This is a genomic window from Streptomyces sp. NBC_00523, assembly GCF_036346615.1.
Taxonomy (GTDB): domain Bacteria; phylum Actinomycetota; class Actinomycetes; order Streptomycetales; family Streptomycetaceae; genus Streptomyces.
The window spans coordinates 2,044,284-2,061,451 of the sequence record NZ_CP107836.1; the positions used below are offsets into that span (position 1 = coordinate 2,044,284).

Consider the following 17,168-nt stretch of genomic DNA (forward strand, 5'->3'; position numbering starts at 1 on the left):
AGCGACACCCCCGGGCGGCTGCCCATACGGTAGTCCTGCGGCGGTCAGCGCAGGGTGAACACCGCCACCGTGCGTCCCGGAACGGTGAAGCTGCCCGAACTCCGCTCGTACGAGGACTTCTTGACGGTAAGATCCGCCCCCTTCGCCTGAACGGGGTGCAGGGCGTAGTCCTTTCCGGCCAGCGCGGTCACCTTCTGGGTGGTGGTACCGGGGGCCGCGTTGAAGACGACGACGAGCTTGCCGAGGCGCATGGTGATCACGCCGGGGGTCTCGTCCTTGCCGGACAGCGGGAAGGCGAGCCGGGACCGCACCTGCGCGGCGCTCGCCAGGTCGAAGTCCTTCTCCGTGGTGCGGATGGTGAGCAGGTCCTGGTACGCGGCCGAGGCGCCGTTGATCTGCGCGCAGCCCGGGTTGACCGTGGCGTTGGTCAGCAGGGGCTTCGCGTAGGACCACTTGGCCTCGTTGTCCGCGGCCGGCGGCAGTCCGCGCCCGAAGCCGTTGCCGGCCCGGCAGTCCCAGTGCAGGGCGTTGAACCAGTCGCCGCTGTCGAAGGAGTTGCGGTCCAGCGACTTGGAGCGCAGCAGGTCCGTGCCGGCCTGGGAGAGGGCGGGGCCCTGCGAGAGGGTCGCCGTCGCCATGGCCAGGACCTGCATGCGGGCCCGGTCGGCGGCCGGGGTGCCCGCCGGGAGCTTGAACGCGAGCGCGTCGTACAGGGTCTCGTTGTCGTGGGCGTCGGCGTAGGCGAGGGCGTCGCCGGGGGCGGCGGCGTACCCGGCCGGGGCGCCGTTGTAGTCGACGCCGGAGCCCTTGACGGTGTTCCCGGAGGTGTCGGTGAAGGTGTAGTCGGCGAGGTTGCCGGTGAGGCCGACCTTGATCAGGTCCTGGTAGTGCAGCAGGCGGGCCTTCTGCTCGGCCTGCGTGCCGTTGGCGGTGGAGGTGTTGGGGTCGGTGTAGAGGCCGGTGGCGAAGCCCTGGACGCCGGGGTCCTCGTCGAACGGGGAGCCGCCGCGTACGGCGTCGCGGGCCCGGTCGGAGAAGGTGGCGATGCCGGTGCCGGCCATGTTCTTCTGGGTGGCCTGGACGAAGCGGGCGTCGTCGGCGATCTCACCGAAGTTCCAGCCCTCCCCGTACAGGATGATCTTCTTGCCGTCCACGCCGTCCTTGGCGGTGGTCAGCGCGTCGAGGGCCTTGCGGACGGCCAGGATGTTGGCCTTGGGGTGGTGGCCCATCAGGTCGAAGCGGAAGCCGTCGACCTTGTACTCCTTGGCCCAGGTGACGATCGAGTCCACGACGAGCTTGCCCATCATGGTGTTCTCGGGGGCCGTGTTGGCGCAGCAGGTGGAGGTGGCGACGGTGCCGTCCTCCAGGAGCCGCTGGTAGTAGCCGGGCACGATCCGGTCGAGGACGGACTTGTCGTCCTGGCCGGAGGCGACGGTGTGGTTGTAGACGACGTCCATGACGGTCCGCAGACCGGCGCCGTTGATGCCCTGGACCATCTGCCGGAACTCGACCGTGCGCTTCGTGCCGTCGGGGTCGGAGGCGTAGCTGCCCTCGGGGACGGTGTAGTGCAGCGGGTCGTAGCCCCAGTTGAAGGCGTCCTTCGCGGCGGCCTTCGCCACGCATGCCTGCTGTTCGGCGGAGTCGGGGGCGTAGACGGACAGGTCGCAGGCCGGCTTCTGCTGGTCCTTCTTCTTCTCGGGGATGGTGCCGATGTCGAAGGCGGGCAGCAGGTGGACGTAGCTGGTCCCGGCGTCGGCGAGCTGCTTGAGGTGCTTCATCCCGTCGGAGCGGGTGTCGGTGAAGGCCAGGTACTCGCCGGGGTGCTTGGAGGTGGGGTCCGCGATGGAGAAGTCGCGGATCTGGAGCTCCTGGATCTGCGCGTCGCGCAGCGGCACGGCGGCGGGCTTGCGCAGGGTGTCCCAGCCCTTGGGGGCGAGCTTCCGGTCCTCCAGGTCCACGACGAGGCTGCGGGCGGAGTCGGTGGTGAGGGCGGTGGAGTAGGGGTCGGTGACCTTGTTGGTGACGAGCTTCTGGACGGTGGGCGCCCAGACGTTCACGACGTACCGGTAGGGCTTGCCGGTCCAGCTCTTCTTCCCGGTGACGGACCAGACGCCGGTGCGGTCGTCGCGCCGCATGGGCACGGTCTTCCCGTCGAGTTCGAGCGCGACGGTACGGGCGGTGGGCGCCCACACCGAGAGGGTGGGGGTGCCGTGGCGGAAGACCGGGCCGAGCGCGGCCCCGCTCGCCTTCGCTCCGTAGAGGTCGTCGAGGACTCCGGCGCTCTGCACCCCGGTGGCGGCGAGCAGGGCCCCGTTGGCGGCGCGCTGGGTGGCGATGAGCTGGCCGCGCAGGGCGTCGCGGACGCGGTCGCGGTCCCGGGCGTCGACGGTGAAGGCGGGGTAGTCCTTGAGGTGCGGGTACTTCGCCTTCTGGGCGTCGGTGAGCGCGGCCGGGGTGAGGCGCAGCCACTGCCCCTCGTCGCTGAGGGCGCCGTCCTTGACGGTGATGCCGCCCTTCTCCGCGTACACGAGCTGCTGGCTGGTGGCCTCGGTGGCCTTCACCTTCCAGACGACGGTGCCGGCGTCGATCCACTGCGCCTCGGCCTTGGTGAGGTCGGGCGTCGGGACGCCTCCGGCCTGCGGGAGCAGGTAGCCGCCCCGGCCGCCGAGCATCCACACCTCGTGGCCGTACGTGGCGAGGTCGAGGGACTGGTCGCTGGGGAGGTCCTTCTCGTCGCCCCGGTGCAGGATGTAGCTGAGCGAGGTGGCCCCGTCGGCGAGCGGGACCTCGAAGGTGAGCCCGGAGGCGTCCTTCTTCACGGGCTGGAGCGGCTTGGCCCAGTCCGTGGGCTCCTTGGCGCCGGTCCAGGTGTGCAGCCCCCAGCCGTCGTAGTCGCCGTCGGCGCGGTAGTAGTGCAGGACGGCCTTGGTCTTGTCCTGCTCCGGGTAGGCCCCGTCGGGTGCGGTGCCGGCCTGGCCGTCCTCGCCCTGCGCGATCCACACCTCACCGGTCTCGGCGAGGTCCACGGTGCGCTCGGGCCCGTCGGTGGTGCCGGACTTCTCGACGGTGTACGGGACGGTGGCGGCGCCCTCGGGCACCTTGATCCACGCGAACGCGCCGTACGCGTCGCGCCCCGCGAAGTCGGCCGTGGTCTCGCCGGACTTGACCTGCCAGCCGTCGTAGTCGCCGTCGGCGCGCTTGTAGTGGACGACGGCGTAGTCCCGCTCGACCGCGACGGGCTTGGCGGGGGCGGGCGCCTGTCCGGCGGTGGAGGAGGCGGTGGCGCTCGCGGTGCGGCCGGTGCGGTCCACCACGACGGCCTTGTAGCGCAGCGGTGTTCCGGCGGCGGTCCTGTCGCTCAGCGTCTGGGTGACCTTGTACGGGGCGTGGTCGGCGGTGCCGAGGGTGGTCCACTTGCCGTTGCCGGTCTGGGCGGCGAAGACGACCCGGTTCAGCGAGCCGCCGTCCACGTCGGCGGTCAGCTCGACGGTGCCGGTGGCGCCCGCGGCGGGGGCCTTCAGGGTGACGGAGGGCTTGGCGGTGGGGGCCGCGAGGGGCTCGGCCGCGCGGAGCACGAGGCTCGACAGGGCCGGGACGGTGACGGTGACCTTCCGGTCGGCGCCGCTGCGGACCGTGCCCTTGCCGCCGTACAGCGTACGGAAGTCCATGCGGGCGGATCCGGTGGGCAGCTCGACGGTCTTCGCCGAGGTGCCGTTGTTGGTGGCGACGACGTACTCGGTGCCGCGCTTGGCGTCGGTGCGCGAGAAGGCGTACACCGGGCCCTCGGCGTACCGCTCGGTCTGGACTCCGTCGCGGAGCGCCGGGTTGTCCCGGGTCAGCTTCGAGAGGGCGGCGATGTTGCGGTAGAGCGGGTGGCTCTCGTCGTACGCGTCGGAGGCGTGCGTGCGGTCCGTGCCCAGCTCGTCGTCGTCCAGGTAGTCGGCGGTCTTCGAGGCGAACATCGTCTGGCGGGCGTCCTTGTCGCCGCCGGCGCCCGTGAAGCCCTGCTCGTCGCCGTAGTAAACGACGGGGTTGCCCCGGCCGAGGAACATCAGCTCGTTGGCGAGCTCCGCGCGCTTCACCAGCTCCGCGTCACCTGCCTCCGGGTTGTCCTGCTTGAGGAAGGTCCCGATGCGGCCCATGTCGTGGTTGCCGAGGAAGGTCACCTGCTCGTAGGCGTTGGCCTTGTCGGTGGTGTACCGGTAGTCGTCGCCGTGGACGGCGGCGAGCTTCGAGGCCGGGGCACCCTGCGAGGCGTACTGGCGGGCCGCCTCCTGGAACGGGAAGTCGAGCGTGGCGTCCAGCCGTCCCTGCGTGACGTACGGCGAGGTGACGGCGGTGTCCGAGGAGTAGACCTCGCCGAACATGAAGAAGTCCTTGCGCCCGTGCTTGGCCGCGTACGCGTCGAGCGCGGTGGCCCACTGGGTCCAGAAGTCCATGTCGACGTGCTTGACGGTGTCGATCCGGAACCCGTCGATGTCGAAGTCGCGGACCCACTTCTCGTAGATCTTCTCCATGCCGGAGACGACCTCGGGCCGCTCCGTCCACAGGTCGTCCAGACCGGAGAAGTCGCCGTACGTGGTGGACTCGCCCGCGTACGTCGAGTCGCCCCGGTTGTGGTACATCGTCGGGTCGTTGAGCCAGGACGGCGTCTTGCCGCCGCCGCTGACCGGCTTGTACGGGAAGGAGTCGGCGTCCGTCCTCGCCATGCCGGCGGCGTCGTCGAAGGGGCGCCCGTCGCGGTCGAGGTAGGGGTAGGCGCCCTTGGACCGGTAGCCGTAGGTCTTCTCGGCATAGTCGACGGTGTCGGCGGTGTGGTTGGTGATGACGTCGAAGAAGACCTTCATGCCCTTGCGGTGGGCCTTGTCGATCAGCTTCGTCAGGTCGGCGTTGGTGCCGAAGTGCGGGTCGACCTGGGTGAAGTCGGTGATCCAGTAGCCGTGGTAGCCGGCCGAGGCGTCCTTGCCGGTGCCCTGGACGGGCCGGTTCTTGAAGATCGGCGCGAGCCAGATGGCGGTGGTGCCGAGGTCCTTGATGTAGTCGAGCCGGTCGGTCAGCCCCTTGAGGTCGCCGCCCTGGTAGAACCCCTTGTCTGTGGGGTCGTAGCCGGTCTCCAGGCGCGAACCGGTCAGCCCGCCGCGGTCGTTGCGGGTGTCCCCGTTGGCGAACCGGTCGGGCATCACGAAGTAGAACTGCTCGCGGGTCAGGTCGTGCCGGGTGGCCTGGGCGGCCAGCTTGGCGTCCGAGGGCGCGGCGGGCGGCCGGGCCGCGGCGGCGGGCAGCGCGGGCACCAGGGCCGCGCACAGGGCGGCCGCGACGACGGCTGTCGCCGTTCTGCGTGCGGGCACGCGCGGGTACGGACGTTTCACTCGGGCTCTCCTCGGAGGGGTACGGGGGTGTGCGGGGCCGGACGGGCCGCTGGGGGACGGCCCGCCCGGCGGTGGGGGGTGGAGGTCAGCCGCGCCAGACGTCGGTGGTCAGCGTGACCCGGCCGGAGGACGGCACCGTGGCCGTGCGGTTGGCACCGCTCTCCCAGGTCACGTTGCCGCTCGCGTCCTTGCGGATGTACTTGTACTCGAACGCGGTGCCCGCGGGCATGTTCACGTCGAGCTTCCAGACCGGGTACGTCGCCGGGTCCAGCTTCAGCGCGCTGCCGGTGTTCCAGTTGCCGAGCGCGGACTGGTTGCCGGTGACGTAGATGTTCTGGCCCAGCTGGGTGGTGGCGTTGACGCCGAAGGAGGCGCCGGAGGTGCCGGTCCCCGTACCCGGGTCGGTGGTGCCGGTGGAGCCGCCGCAGGTGCGGGCGCCGGTGTGCAGAGCCAGCGCGGTGTTGGCGCCGAGGGTGGCGGTGAACTGGCCGGAGCCGTTGACCGTGACGCCCTTGCCGGACTGGACGTCGCAGTAGTCGCCGGCGGGCAGCGAGGTCTGGAACGTGCGCGTCAGCGAGGAGCCCTCGTGGTTGATCGCCACGTACGCCTTGGAGCCGCGCCCGAAGGCGATCCGGTCGCCGCCGTTGTCCCACCAGTTGGTGACGGCCTCACCGCGCGCGGTGTTGCGGAAGCCGACCATGGACGAGATCTCGCGCCAGGCGTGCTGGCACTTCCACCCGTCGCTGTAGCAGGCGTTCACCGTGCCGCCGTTGGGCGGACCGGCGTCCTTGTCGGACCACTCGTAGCCGGAGTGGACGTCGGGCGAGCCGTAGGGCCAGGCCAGCATGAAGACGCTGGCGAGCGTGTAGTTCGCGCCGTCCTTGTAGTTCAGCGTGTCGCCGCCCCGCTCGGTGTCGTGGTTGTCCACGAACACCGCGGCCGTCGAGGAGGGCATGAAGCCCCAGCCCTCGCCGAAGTTCTTCAGATTGGCGAGGTTCTCGTTGTTGAAGACCTGCTTGAGACTGCGGGCGTAGCGGAATTCCTGGACGTCGCCGTTGCCCGCGTACTCGTCGGGCGAGACGGCCTCGCCGGCCCCGTAGATCGCCTCCTGCTTCCAGTAGACGCCCGGGTTGCTCAGCCGGGACTTGATGTTGGCGAGGTCACCGGCGGGCATGTGCTTGGCCGCGTCGATGCGGAATCCGTCGACGCCGAGCGAGAGCAGGTCGTTGAGGTATCCGGCGATCTTGCCGCGTACGTAGTCCTCGCCGGTGTCCAGGTCGGCGAGCCCGACCAGCTCGCAGTTCTGGACGTTGGCGCGGTCGCCGTAGTTGCTGATCTGCGCGGTGCAGTCGTCCATGTCGGCCGAGGAGTACAGCCCCGGGTAGTTGTACTTGGTGTACGAGGTGCCGCCGGTGCCGGTGCCCGAGCCGCTGGTCATGTGGTTGATGACCGAGTCCGCGACGACCTTGACGCCCGCGCTGTGGCAGGTGCTGACCATGTTGGCGAAGGACGTACGGTCTCCGAGCCGCCCGGCGATCTTGTAACTGACCGGCTGGTACGAGGTCCACCACTGGCTGCCCTGGATGTGTTCCTGGGGCGGCGAGACCTGGACGAAGCCGTAGCCGGCCGGGCCGAGGGTGTCCGTACACGCCTTGGCGACGGAGTCGAACTTCCACTCGAAGAGGACGGCGGTGACGTCCTTGGTGCCCGGGGCGGAGGCCTCGGCCGTCGTGGCGGGGACCACGAGGGCGGCGGCTCCCGCGACGAGGGCGAGCGCGGCAGACAGGGGTCTGCTGGCCATGTTTTCCTCCTGCTGTGGGGGAAATGCGGGTGACGGTGCAGCCTCATCGGCAACGCGCCCTGCCCTCAAGGCTCCTGAAGGTTCTTGCTGCAAGAATGCAAACCTTGCCGCAGCGAGACCGTACGAGCCCGACAGGTCCCGGTCAACCCTTTGGACACCGCCCGCTCACATCCACGAAATACCGCGGATTTCTTCCTGCAAGGTCTTACGCAAGACATTGCAGCCCTGTTACGTTTCTCCCGACTCCGGTCCGGCCGGCCGGGGGTCCCGTTACCCCGGGCCCCACGCGCCCGGGCGGCCGGGCCGGTCAGGAACACGAGAGGCACCGGCGGTCACACCTCCCCGCCGGCCCACTCCGGGCCGACCTCCGGTGCCTCTCCTGTGTCGACCCGCCCCGGGCCCGTACCCGGCCCGGGCCCGGGCCCGTACCCGGCCCGCGGCTAGGCTCGCCCCATGTGGCCAGGAGAGCAGTCGCACCCCGATCAGCCCAACACGCCCGGCACGCAGCCCGGTTCGCACCCGGCACAGCCCGGCCGCGGCACCCCCGACTGGCACGCCGCGCCCACCATGGGCATGAGCGCCCCGGAACCGCCCCGCCCCCGCCGCAACCGGACCACGGTCGCCGTGGTGGCCGCGTCCGCCGCGGTCGTCGTGGCCTGCGCGGCCGTGGGTTACCTGACCCTCCGCGACGACGGGAACGACGAGGCCGGTCCGCGGCCGACGCCCACCGCGAGCGCGTCGGCGAGCGGCGGCGGCGGCACGGACCGGGGCGCCGGAGGCGGCGGCTCGGACCCGCTCGTCCCCGGCTGGAACACGGTGGCCAACGCCAAGCGCGGCATCAGCTTCGACGTGCCCGCCTCCTGGAAGCGCCAGTCCGCGAGCTGGGTGAGCTACGTGACGGAGAACGACGACCCCAAGGAGAAACCGCTGGTCGCCATGATGGCCCCGGCGATCCTCAAGGAGAAGTGGTGCACGTCCGACGACGACAAGGACGGCAGCCCCGACACGTACTCGCTCGCCTCGGTCGGCACCACCGGCGAGCAGGGCGCCAAGAGCGCGGCCGAGGCCGCCGAGGACACCGCGAAGACCTGGGTCTACGGCCTCTACACCCAGCCCGACCGCTCGCGCCTGACGGTGGGTGAGCCCGAGTCGTTCCGTACGAAGTCGGGCGTCGAGGGCAGCCTCGTCACGGTCACGTCGTCCGGGTCGCCGAAGAAGGCCAAGTGCGACACCGACGGCAAGGCGATGACGTTCGCCTTCAAGAACGCGGAGGGCAAGTTCGTCTCGTGGACCTACGTCGGAGCGCACGGCGTCCCGGACGAGGTGTCCGACGCCACGATCCGCCGGATCCTCGGCACCGTACGCCTCTTCAAGGACGGCGACGGCGAGGACTGACCCCGCCCGTCGAGGGCCGGGTCCCCCCTCCGGACCCGGCTCCGGCTCCCTTCCCGTGCGTGTGCCCGTTCAGGCGCTGCGCAGCGCCGCCGTCGAGCCCCGGACCACCAGCTCCGGCTGGAACACGTACTCCGTGCGCTGTACGGGGCTGCCGCCGATCTCTTCGAGCAGCGCGCCCACCGCGGCCGCCGCCATCGCCTGCACCGGCTGGCGGACCGTGGTCAGCGGCGGGTCGGTGAACGCGATGAGCTGCGAGTCGTCGAAGCCCACCACGGACACGTCGCGCGGCACGTCGAGCCCCCGGTCCCGGGCCGCGCGGACGACGCCCAGCGCCATCAGGTCGCTGCCGCAGACGATCCCCGTGCATCCCCGGTCGAGCAGCGCGCCCGCCGCGACCTGACCGCCCTCGACGCTGAACAGCGTGGAGCAGACCAGGAGTTCGGCGTCCGCCCGGTCCAGGCCGAGCACCGAGACCGCGGCGTCCACGAAGCCGTCCCGCTTCCGGCGCGAGGGCACATAGCGCTGCGGCCCTATGGCCAGGCCCACCCGGCGGTGGCCGAGTTCGGCGAGATGGCTCACCGCCATCCGCACGGCGGCGGTGTCGTCGGGCGAGACGAACGGGGCGCTGATCCGCTCGTTGTAGCCGTTGATCAGGACGAACGGCACCCCGCGCTCGGTCAGCGCGGCATAGCGCGCCGGGTCGGCCGAGGTGTCGGCGTGCAGCCCGGACAGGAAGACGATGCCGCCGACGCCGCGCTCGACCAGCTGCTCGACCAGCTCGTCCTCGGTGGCGCCGCCGGGCAGCTGGGTGCAGAGCACCGGCGTGTAGCCGTGGCCCGCGAGCACCTGCTCCACGGACTGGGCGAAGGCCGGGAAGATCGGGTTGGTCAGCTCGGGGGTGACCAGACCGATCAGCCCGGCGCTGCGCTGCCGCAGCCGCACGGGCCGTTCGTAGCCCAGGATGTCGAGCGCCGCGAGCACCCGCTGACGCGTGGTGTCCGCGACGCCCGGCTTGCCGTTGAGCACCCGGCTGACGGTCGCCTCGCTGACGGACGCCTGGCCGGCGATGTCCGACAGCCTGAGCGCACCGCCCGCGCCGGGGCCCCTCGGCAGGGGGACGGACGTCACACCGTCCACCACACCGTGGTGTCGGCGGGCAGCTCGACCGTGTCGCCGTCGGTCTCGACCGGCGCGCTGGACAGCAGGACCGTGCCCGGTACGGGGATGCGGACCGGGGCGCCCGTGGTGTTGACGGTGCAGACGAACCCGGGGCGGGCGAAGGCGAGCAGCCCTTCCGGGGCATCCAGCCAGCGCACCTCGGCGCCCGCGCCCAGCCCGGGGTGCGCCCGGCGGGCGGCGATGGCGGCCCGGTACAGCTCCAGGGTGGAGCCGGCCGCGCCGGTCTGCGCCTCGACGCTCAGCTCACCCCAGCCGGTGGGCTGCGGGAGCCAGCTGCCGCCCGCGCCGAAGCCGTACGAGGAGCCCTCGCGGGTCCACGGGATCGGGACGCGGCAGCCGTCGCGGAAGCCGTCCTGGCCGTCGGCCCGGAAGAACGACGGGTCCTGGCGGGCCTCGTCGGGCAGGTCGGTGACGTCGGGCAGGCCGAGCTCCTCGCCCTGGTAGACGTAGGCGGAGCCGGGCAGCGCCAGCATCAGCAGGCTCGCCGCGCGGGCCCGGCGCAGGCCGAGCTCGCGGTCGCCGGGGGTGCGGATCTGGGTGCCGAGGCCCGCGGGGTTGGCGAACCGGGTGGCGTGCCGGGTGACGTCGTGGTTGGACAGCACCCAGGTGGTGGGGGCGCCGACGGGCCGCATCGCGTCGAGCGAGGTGTCGATGACCTCGCGGAGCGCGGCGGCGTCCCAGGCGGTGGCCAGGTACTGGAAGTTGAACGCCTGGTGCATCTCGTCGGGGCGCACGTAGTTGGCGGTGCGCTCGACGGTGGGGGTCCACGCCTCGGCGACCGCGATCCTGTCACCGGGGTACTCGTCCAGGATGGTGCGCCAGCTGCGGTAGATCTCGTGCACCCCGTCCTGGTCGAAGAACGGCATGACATCGTTTCCGAGCAGCTTCAGCTGGTCGTGGGTGCCCAGGTCCGGCAGCCCCTCGGCCTTGACCAGGCCGTGCGCGACGTCGACGCGGAAGCCGTCGACGCCCATGTCGAGCCAGAAGCGCAGGATCGAGCGGAACTCGTCGGCGACGGCCGGGTGCTCCCAGTTGAAGTCGGGCTGCTCGGGCGCGAAGAGGTGGAGGTACCAGTCGCCGGGGGTGCCGTCCGGGTTGGCCGTGCGGGTCCAGGCGGGGCCGCCGAAGATGGACTCCCAGTCGTTGGGCGGGAGTTCGCCGTTCGCGCCCTTGCCGGGACGGAAGTGGTAGCGGTCGCGCAGCGCGGAGCCGGGGCCCTCGGTGAGCGCGCGCTTGAACCACTCGTGCTGGTCGGACGAGTGGTTGGGCACCAGGTCGACGATGATCCGCAGGCCCAGGTCGTGGGCGTCGCGGATGAGCGCGTCGGCGTCCAGCAGGGTGCCGAACATCGGGTCGATGGCCCGGTAGTCGGCGACGTCGTACCCGGCGTCGGCCTGCGGGGACGCGTAGAAGGGGCTGAGCCAGACCGCGTCGACGCCGAGCTCCCTGAGGTACGGGAGTCTGCCGCGTACGCCTGCGAGATCGCCCATGCCGTCACCGTTGCCGTCGGCGAAGCTGCGCGGATAGACCTGGTAGATCACCGCGTCCTGCCACCAGCCGGTGCGGTGGCCGGCGGCGTCGTCGGACGTGCCGGTGGAGGGGGCAGCGAGGTGCTGGGTCATGTCGTCCCTGGGGTGTCTGGGTGGGGGGTGGCGCCGGGACCGGGTCGGGATTCCGGCGCCACCGTGACTGGTGCGTGCGGTCGTACGGGCGTACTCAGCCCTTGACGGCTCCGGCGGACATGCCGGTGACGAGGTGCTTCTGGGCGAACAGGAACACCAGGGCCGCGGGTATCGCGATCAGTACGGACGCGGCGGTCATCGGGCCCCACTGGGCGCCGTACTGGTTGACGAACAGCTGGAGGCCGCCCGCGAGGGTGAGGTTGTCCTCGCCGACCATGAAGGCGGAGGCGTACGCCACCTCGCCCCAGGCGGTGATGAAGGAGTAGAACGCGGTGACCGCGAGGCCCGGCTTGGCCAGCGGCAGGATGAGCCGCCAGAAGGTGCCGAACGGGGTGAGTCCGTCGACCTGCCCGGACTCGTCGATCTCGCGCGGGATGGTGTCGAAGAAGCCCTTCATCATCCAGGCGCAGAACGGCACCGAGATGGTCAGGTACGTGATGACGAGACCGGCGGGCTTATTGAGCAGCCCCATGCCGGCCATGATGTTGTAGATCGGCACGATGAGGACGGCGACCGGGAACATCTGGGTGATCAGCAGCGTCCACATCAGCCCGCGCTTGCCGGGGAACCGGAAGCGGCTGACGGCGTAGCCGGTGGAGGCGGAGACGATGACGCCGATGAGCGTGGTGAGGCCCGCGACGATCAGCGAGTTGCCGAACCAGGTCAGGAACTTCGTGTCCTGGATGAGGTTCGTGTAGTTCTCGAACGTCGTTTCCTTGAAGAAGTCCGTGGTGGTCGCGAGCGCGGCCGGCTTCAGCGAGGTGAGCAGTACCCAGAGCACGGGGAAGACCGCGATCACGGACGCGACGATCAGCGTCAGGTGCAGGGCCGTGGAGGCCAGCGGCGAACGCTCGCCGCGCTTGCGGACCTTGACCGGGCGCGACGCGGAGTGGCGCGCGGTGGGGGTGGTCGTGGTGGTCACCAGTCATCTCCCTGAGTGCGCAGGACCCGCCGGTAGATGGTGGCGAAGATCAGCAGGAGTACGAGGATCAGCACGCCCCAGGTGGAGGACTGCGCGAAGTCGCGCGGGCTGACCTCGAAGGAGAACTTGTACGCCTGGGTCACCAGGATCTGGGTGGCTTCGCCGGGTCCGCCGCGGGTGAGCAGGAAGATCACCGGGAACATGTTGAAGGTCCAGATGGTGGAGAGCAGGATGACGGTCGTGGAGACCGGCCGCAGTCCGGGCAGCGTGACGTGGCGGAAGCGCTGCCAGGCGGTGGCGCCGTCCATCTCCGCGGCCTCGTACTGCTCGCTGGGGATGGACTGGAGGCCGCCGAGCAGGGCGACCATCATGAACGGCACGCCCAGCCACACGTTGACGACGATGACGGAGATCTTGGCGATCGTGGGGTCGCCCAGCCAGTTGATCCCGTCGATGCCGCCGCCGGCGAGGACCTTGTTGAGCAGCCCGCGGTCGTTGTTGTAGAGGAAGCGCCAGGCGAAGACGGAGACGAAACCGGGGACGGCCCAGGGCAGGATGAGGGCCATCCGGTAGGCGGAACGTCCGGCGATCTTCCGGTTGAGGATGTTCGCCAGGGCCATGCCGAGGCCGAAGGTGATGGACACGCAGGAGACCGTCCACACCAGGGTCCACCCGAGTGTGCCGAGGAACTGGTTGCCGGTGAGCGCGTCGGTGTAGTTGTCCAGGCCGACGAACTTGTACGTGGCGGGCAGGTGGTTGACACCGATGGACCGCGCGACGTTGCGCTCGTTGGCGTCGGTCAGCGACAGATAGATGCCGCGGACCAGGGGGTAACCGATGATCACGCCGATCACGACGACGACCGGGGCCACCATCGTCCAGGCGTACCAGTGCGTCGACAGGGCCCGCCGTATCCGTCCCGGCGGCGGGGGGTTACCAGTTCCGCGGCTCCGGCCGCGGGCGACGTCGTCGCCCGCGGCCTTCACCACCGACTGGCTGGTGTGGACAGCCATCAGCCGGCCTGCCTTCCTGAGTTACTTCCAGCCCTTGAGGAGCTTGCGGTAGGAGTCGCCGGTCGTCTTGACCGCCTTCTCCGGGGTCGTCTGACCGGTGAGGACCTTGGTGTACTCGGTGACGAGCGGCGCGAAGAGGCTGCCGGTCTCCGGGATCCACGGGCGCTCGACGGCGCTCTCGACCACCGGCTTGAAGAAGCCGACGATCTCGTTGTTGACGACCGGCTCCTCGGCGTAGGCGGAGGTACGGGTCGGGAGGAGGTTCAGCTCCTTGGTGACCTGGGCCTGCGTCTTGACGGAGGTCATGTAGTCAACGAAGGCGTAGGAGGCGTCCAGGTTCTTGGAACCGGCGTAGACGGCCAGGTTGTGCCCGCCCTGCGGGGCGCCCTGCGCGGCGGAGCCGGACGGGACCGGGGCGACGCCCAGGTTGGCCTTGTCCTGGAACTCCTTGCCGGTGTACGTGTCGGCGACGGCCCAGGGGCCGTTGATCATCATCGCGACGTCGCCGTTCTTGAACGACGCCTGCATGTTGTCCCAGCCGTCGGTGGCGTCCGTCTTGGCGGCGCCCGAGTCGACCAGGTCCTTGACGACCTTCATGGCCTTGACCCCGGCGGCGTCGTCGATGGTGACGGTCTTGTCGGCGGCGTTGACCATGTCGCCGCCCTCGCCGTACAGGAAGGACAGGAACCAGTAGGCGTCGTCGCCGCGCAGGTAGAAGCCGGTCTTGCCGGTCTTCGCCTTGATCTTCTTGGAGACGGTCTTCAGCTCGTCGATGGTGGTGGGGACCTCGACGCCGGCCGCCTTGAACATCTTCTTGTTGTAGAAGATGCCCATGGAGTCGATCACCTGCGGCACCGCGTACGTCTTGCCGTTGTACTTGGTGGACGCGGCGGCCTGCTTCAGGAAGTCGCTCTCCTTCTGGAGGGCGGGGGTGCCGTCCAGCGGGGCCAGGTAGCCGAGGTCCGCGAACTCGGGGGTCCAGGCGACCTCGGAGCGGATCACGTCGGGGGCGCCGGAGCCGGCCTGCGCCGCGTTCTTGAACTTGTTCTGCGCATCGCCGAAGGGCACGTTGACGTACTTGACGTCGACCTTCGGGTGCAGCTTCTCGAAGCCCTCGGCGATCTTCTTGAAGACCTTGTCCTCGCTGCCCGCGGTGGAGGTGTCCCACCACGTCACGGTGCCGGAGAGCTCGCCCGAGCTCTTGGAACCGCCGTCGGACTTGTCGTCGCTGCCGCAGGCGGTCGCCGCGAGCGCCAGGGCCGCGACCAGGGCGGTGGCCGTTATGCCACGTCGCATCTGAACTCCTTCAACTGCCGTACCGCTCCGTCGCGGCGCCGGGTCGACGTGAACGTAACAAGGATGAAAGAAGACCGAAAGACCTTGCGGAAGATTTCTGCAAGCTCCGGCGATCGTTACATTGGCGTGTCCTCAAGGTTGCCGTCAAGCCACTTGACGAAACTCCCCGAGCCCTGCCACAGCGGGCCCACCAGCCCCGATTCCGCAGTGCGACGATCTGACCGCAGCCGGCAAACCGGGCCCGCAAGACCTTGCAAGATGTTGCCGCCGGACCCTGCGGGACGCCGCTCCGGACGCCCCGGGACGGCCGGTCCCGCCCGATTCCTGCGCATGGTGGGCAATCCGACCCGCTCCCGGTACAGTCCAATGCCATGACCGCACGGCTTGCCGATATCGCAACTCAGGCGGGGGTCAGCGAAGCGACGGTCAGCCGTGTACTGAACGGCAAGCCCGGGGTAGCCGCTGCCACCCGTGAATCCGTCCTCGCGGCGCTCGACGTACTCGGCTACGAACGGCCCGTACGGCTGCGCAGGCGCAGCGCGGGGCTCGTCGGCCTGATCACGCCCGAACTGGAGAACCCGATCTTCCCGGCGCTCGCGCAGGTCATCGGGCAGGCGCTGACCCGGCAGGGCTACACCCCGGTCCTCGCGACCCAGACCCCGGGCGGCTCCACCGAGGACGAGCTGACCGAGATGCTGGTCGACCGGGGCGTCTCCGGGATCATCTTCGTCTCCGGGCTGCACGCCGACACCTCCGCCGACATGGGGCGTTACGAGCAACTGCGCGCCCAGGGTGTCCCCTTCGTTCTGGTGAACGGTTTCTCGCCCAAGGTGCAGGCACCTTTCATCTCGCCGGACGACCGGGCCGCGATGCGCCTGGCGGTGACGCACCTGGTGTCGCTCGGCCACACCCGGATCGGGCTGGCGGTGGGCCCGAAGCGCTTCGTGCCGGTACTCCGCAAGATCGAGGGCTTCCACGCCACGATGCGCGAGCAGTTGAACCTGACGGCGGACGAGGTCGAGGAGCTGATCCAGCACTCCCTCTACACGCTGGAGGGCGGCCAGGCCGCCGCCTCCGCGCTGATGGAGCGGGGCTGCACGGCGGTGGTGTGCGCGAGCGACATGATGGCGCTCGGTGCGATCCGGGCCGCCCGGCGGCTCTCCCGCGAGGTCCCGCGCGAGCTGTCGGTGGTGGGCTACGACGACTCGCCGCTCATAGCGTTCACCGATCCGCCGCTGACCACGATCCGCCAGCCGGTCACGGCGATGGGCCAGGCCGCGGTGCGCACGCTCCTGGAGGAGATCGGCGGCACGCCCGCCCCGCACAGCGAGTTCGTCTTCATGCCGGAACTGGTCGTACGCGGTTCGACCGCGGCGGGCCCCGGCCAGGACGGCGCGGCCCCCGCCTCTCTCCCAGGATCGCACGCGGGGGCGTAACCGGCCCGTCGCGCACACCTGACGCTCCGCGCCGGACGTGCAACTCGCGCTCCGCCGGAGGATCATCGGGCAGAGAAGGCAAATCTGGCAGACTCTGTGCCTATGGGTGAATTGAGCGTGAAACGACAGGAAGGCCGCACGGAGGCCACCCCGTCACCCATCGTGAACGAGGCGGCTCCCGAGGCGAACACGAAGCAGTCCGGTCGCACACACGGACTCGGCAGAGTGCTCGACAGACCCCTCGCTCACGCCGCGTCCCGGTTGCGTTCCCCACGGTCGCCCCGGCGGCCCCGCCTCTGGTTCGAAATCCTGCTCGTCGCGATGAGTTACTGGGTGTACTCGCTGGTGCGCAACGCGGTCCCGGAGCAGAAGGCCGCCGCGCTCGCCAACGCGGACTGGCTGTGGTCGGTCGAACGGTTCCTCGGCATCGCGGTCGAGCAGTCCGTCAACCACGCGGTCAACTCGGTGACATGGCTCATCGTCTCGATGAACTACTACTACGCGACGCTGCATTTCATCGTCACGATCAGTGTGCTCGTATGGTTGTTCCGTCGGCATCCGGGCCGTTACGCGGCAGCCAGGCTGGCCCTGTTCGCGACCACGGCGGTCGCGCTCCTCGGCTACTACCTGTACCCGTTGGCCCCGCCCCGCCTGATGAACGGCGGCCACTTCATCGACACGGTCCTGGTCCACCAGACCTGGGGTTCTATGGCGTCGGGCAACTTCAAGAACATGTCGAACCAGTACGCGGCGATGCCGTCGATGCACATCGGCTGGTCGCTCTGGTGCGGCCTCACCGTCTTCGCCCTGGCCTCGGCCCCCTGGGCCCGCATCCTGGGCCTGCTGTACCCCACGGTCACCCTGATGGTGATCGTCTCCACGGCGAACCACTTCTGGCTGGACGCGGTGGGGGGCGTGGCGTGCCTGGCGTTCGGTTACGCGGTGTCGTACGCGTGGTACGGGGCGCTGCCGCACCGGCTACCGAGGTGCATCCCGCGCAAGTCGGACCGCCCTCGCCTCAGCGCGCTTGGGGCGCAACGCCGGGAGCCGGCCCCCACCCGCAACTGACCCGGGG

Annotated in this window: 10 protein-coding genes; 3 read left to right on the forward strand and 7 right to left on the reverse strand. The window is 70.2% G+C overall.

Annotated elements, in window-relative coordinates:
• Nucleotides 1–44 precede the first annotated feature (44 nt).
• Together pulA and OHS17_RS09210 are read right to left on the reverse strand one after the other, a co-directional pair.
• Nucleotides 45–5,369: a pullulanase-type alpha-1,6-glucosidase gene (gene pulA, locus OHS17_RS09205; RefSeq protein WP_330311762.1), complete on the reverse strand. Its 5,325-nt coding sequence runs from the start codon at nt 5,367–5,369 to the stop codon at nt 45–47.
• Between the two features lie 85 nt (nt 5,370–5,454).
• On the reverse strand, nt 5,455–7,170 hold the full coding sequence (locus OHS17_RS09210; protein ID WP_330311763.1) for a carbohydrate-binding module family 20 domain-containing protein: 1,716 nt from the start codon (nt 7,168–7,170) through the stop codon (nt 5,455–5,457).
• A gap of 567 nt (nt 7,171–7,737) precedes the next feature.
• Between OHS17_RS09210 and OHS17_RS09215 the strand changes: the two genes are divergently transcribed.
• Nucleotides 7,738–8,565 (forward strand): hypothetical protein, encoded by an 828-nt coding sequence (locus OHS17_RS09215; RefSeq protein ID WP_443066163.1) that lies wholly within the window; start codon nt 7,738–7,740, stop codon nt 8,563–8,565.
• A gap of 69 nt (nt 8,566–8,634) precedes the next feature.
• Here the strand turns inward: OHS17_RS09215 and OHS17_RS09220 are convergent, their stop codons facing one another.
• From OHS17_RS09220 to OHS17_RS09240, 5 genes are all read right to left on the reverse strand, one after another.
• Nucleotides 8,635–9,705, reverse strand: a complete 1,071-nt coding sequence (locus tag OHS17_RS09220) for a LacI family DNA-binding transcriptional regulator (RefSeq protein WP_330311765.1) — start codon at nt 9,703–9,705, stop codon at nt 8,635–8,637.
• Nucleotides 9,690–11,366 (reverse strand): glycoside hydrolase family 13 protein, encoded by a 1,677-nt coding sequence (locus tag OHS17_RS09225; protein WP_330311766.1) that lies wholly within the window; start codon nt 11,364–11,366, stop codon nt 9,690–9,692. Before OHS17_RS09225 ends, OHS17_RS09220 begins: the two co-directional genes overlap by 16 nt.
• A 94-nt stretch (nt 11,367–11,460) precedes the next feature.
• Nucleotides 11,461–12,348 carry a sugar ABC transporter permease gene (locus tag OHS17_RS09230; protein WP_161210121.1) on the reverse strand — a complete coding sequence of 296 codons (888 nt, stop codon included), beginning with the start codon at nt 12,346–12,348 and terminating at the stop codon, nt 11,461–11,463.
• A complete protein-coding gene (locus OHS17_RS09235) occupies nt 12,345–13,361 on the reverse strand; it encodes a carbohydrate ABC transporter permease (RefSeq protein WP_330311767.1) in 1,017 nt (338 codons plus the stop codon). The genes OHS17_RS09230 and OHS17_RS09235 overlap by 4 nt, the downstream gene beginning before the upstream one ends.
• A 21-nt stretch (nt 13,362–13,382) precedes the next feature.
• Nucleotides 13,383–14,657: an extracellular solute-binding protein gene (locus tag OHS17_RS09240; RefSeq protein WP_018103505.1), complete on the reverse strand. Its 1,275-nt coding sequence runs from the start codon at nt 14,655–14,657 to the stop codon at nt 13,383–13,385.
• A 371-nt stretch (nt 14,658–15,028) separates the two neighbouring features.
• Here OHS17_RS09240 and OHS17_RS09245 point away from each other — a divergent pair, with 371 nt between their 5' ends.
• Together OHS17_RS09245 and OHS17_RS09250 are read left to right on the forward strand one after the other, a co-directional pair.
• Nucleotides 15,029–16,093 carry a LacI family DNA-binding transcriptional regulator gene (locus OHS17_RS09245; protein WP_018103504.1) on the forward strand — a complete coding sequence of 355 codons (1,065 nt, stop codon included), beginning with the start codon at nt 15,029–15,031 and terminating at the stop codon, nt 16,091–16,093.
• Nucleotides 16,094–16,255: 162 nt separating this feature from the next.
• Complete coding sequence (locus tag OHS17_RS09250; protein WP_330315199.1) at nt 16,256–17,161, forward strand: phosphatase PAP2 family protein; 906 nt, start codon at nt 16,256–16,258, stop codon at nt 17,159–17,161.
• Nucleotides 17,162–17,168: the final 7 nt, after the last annotated feature.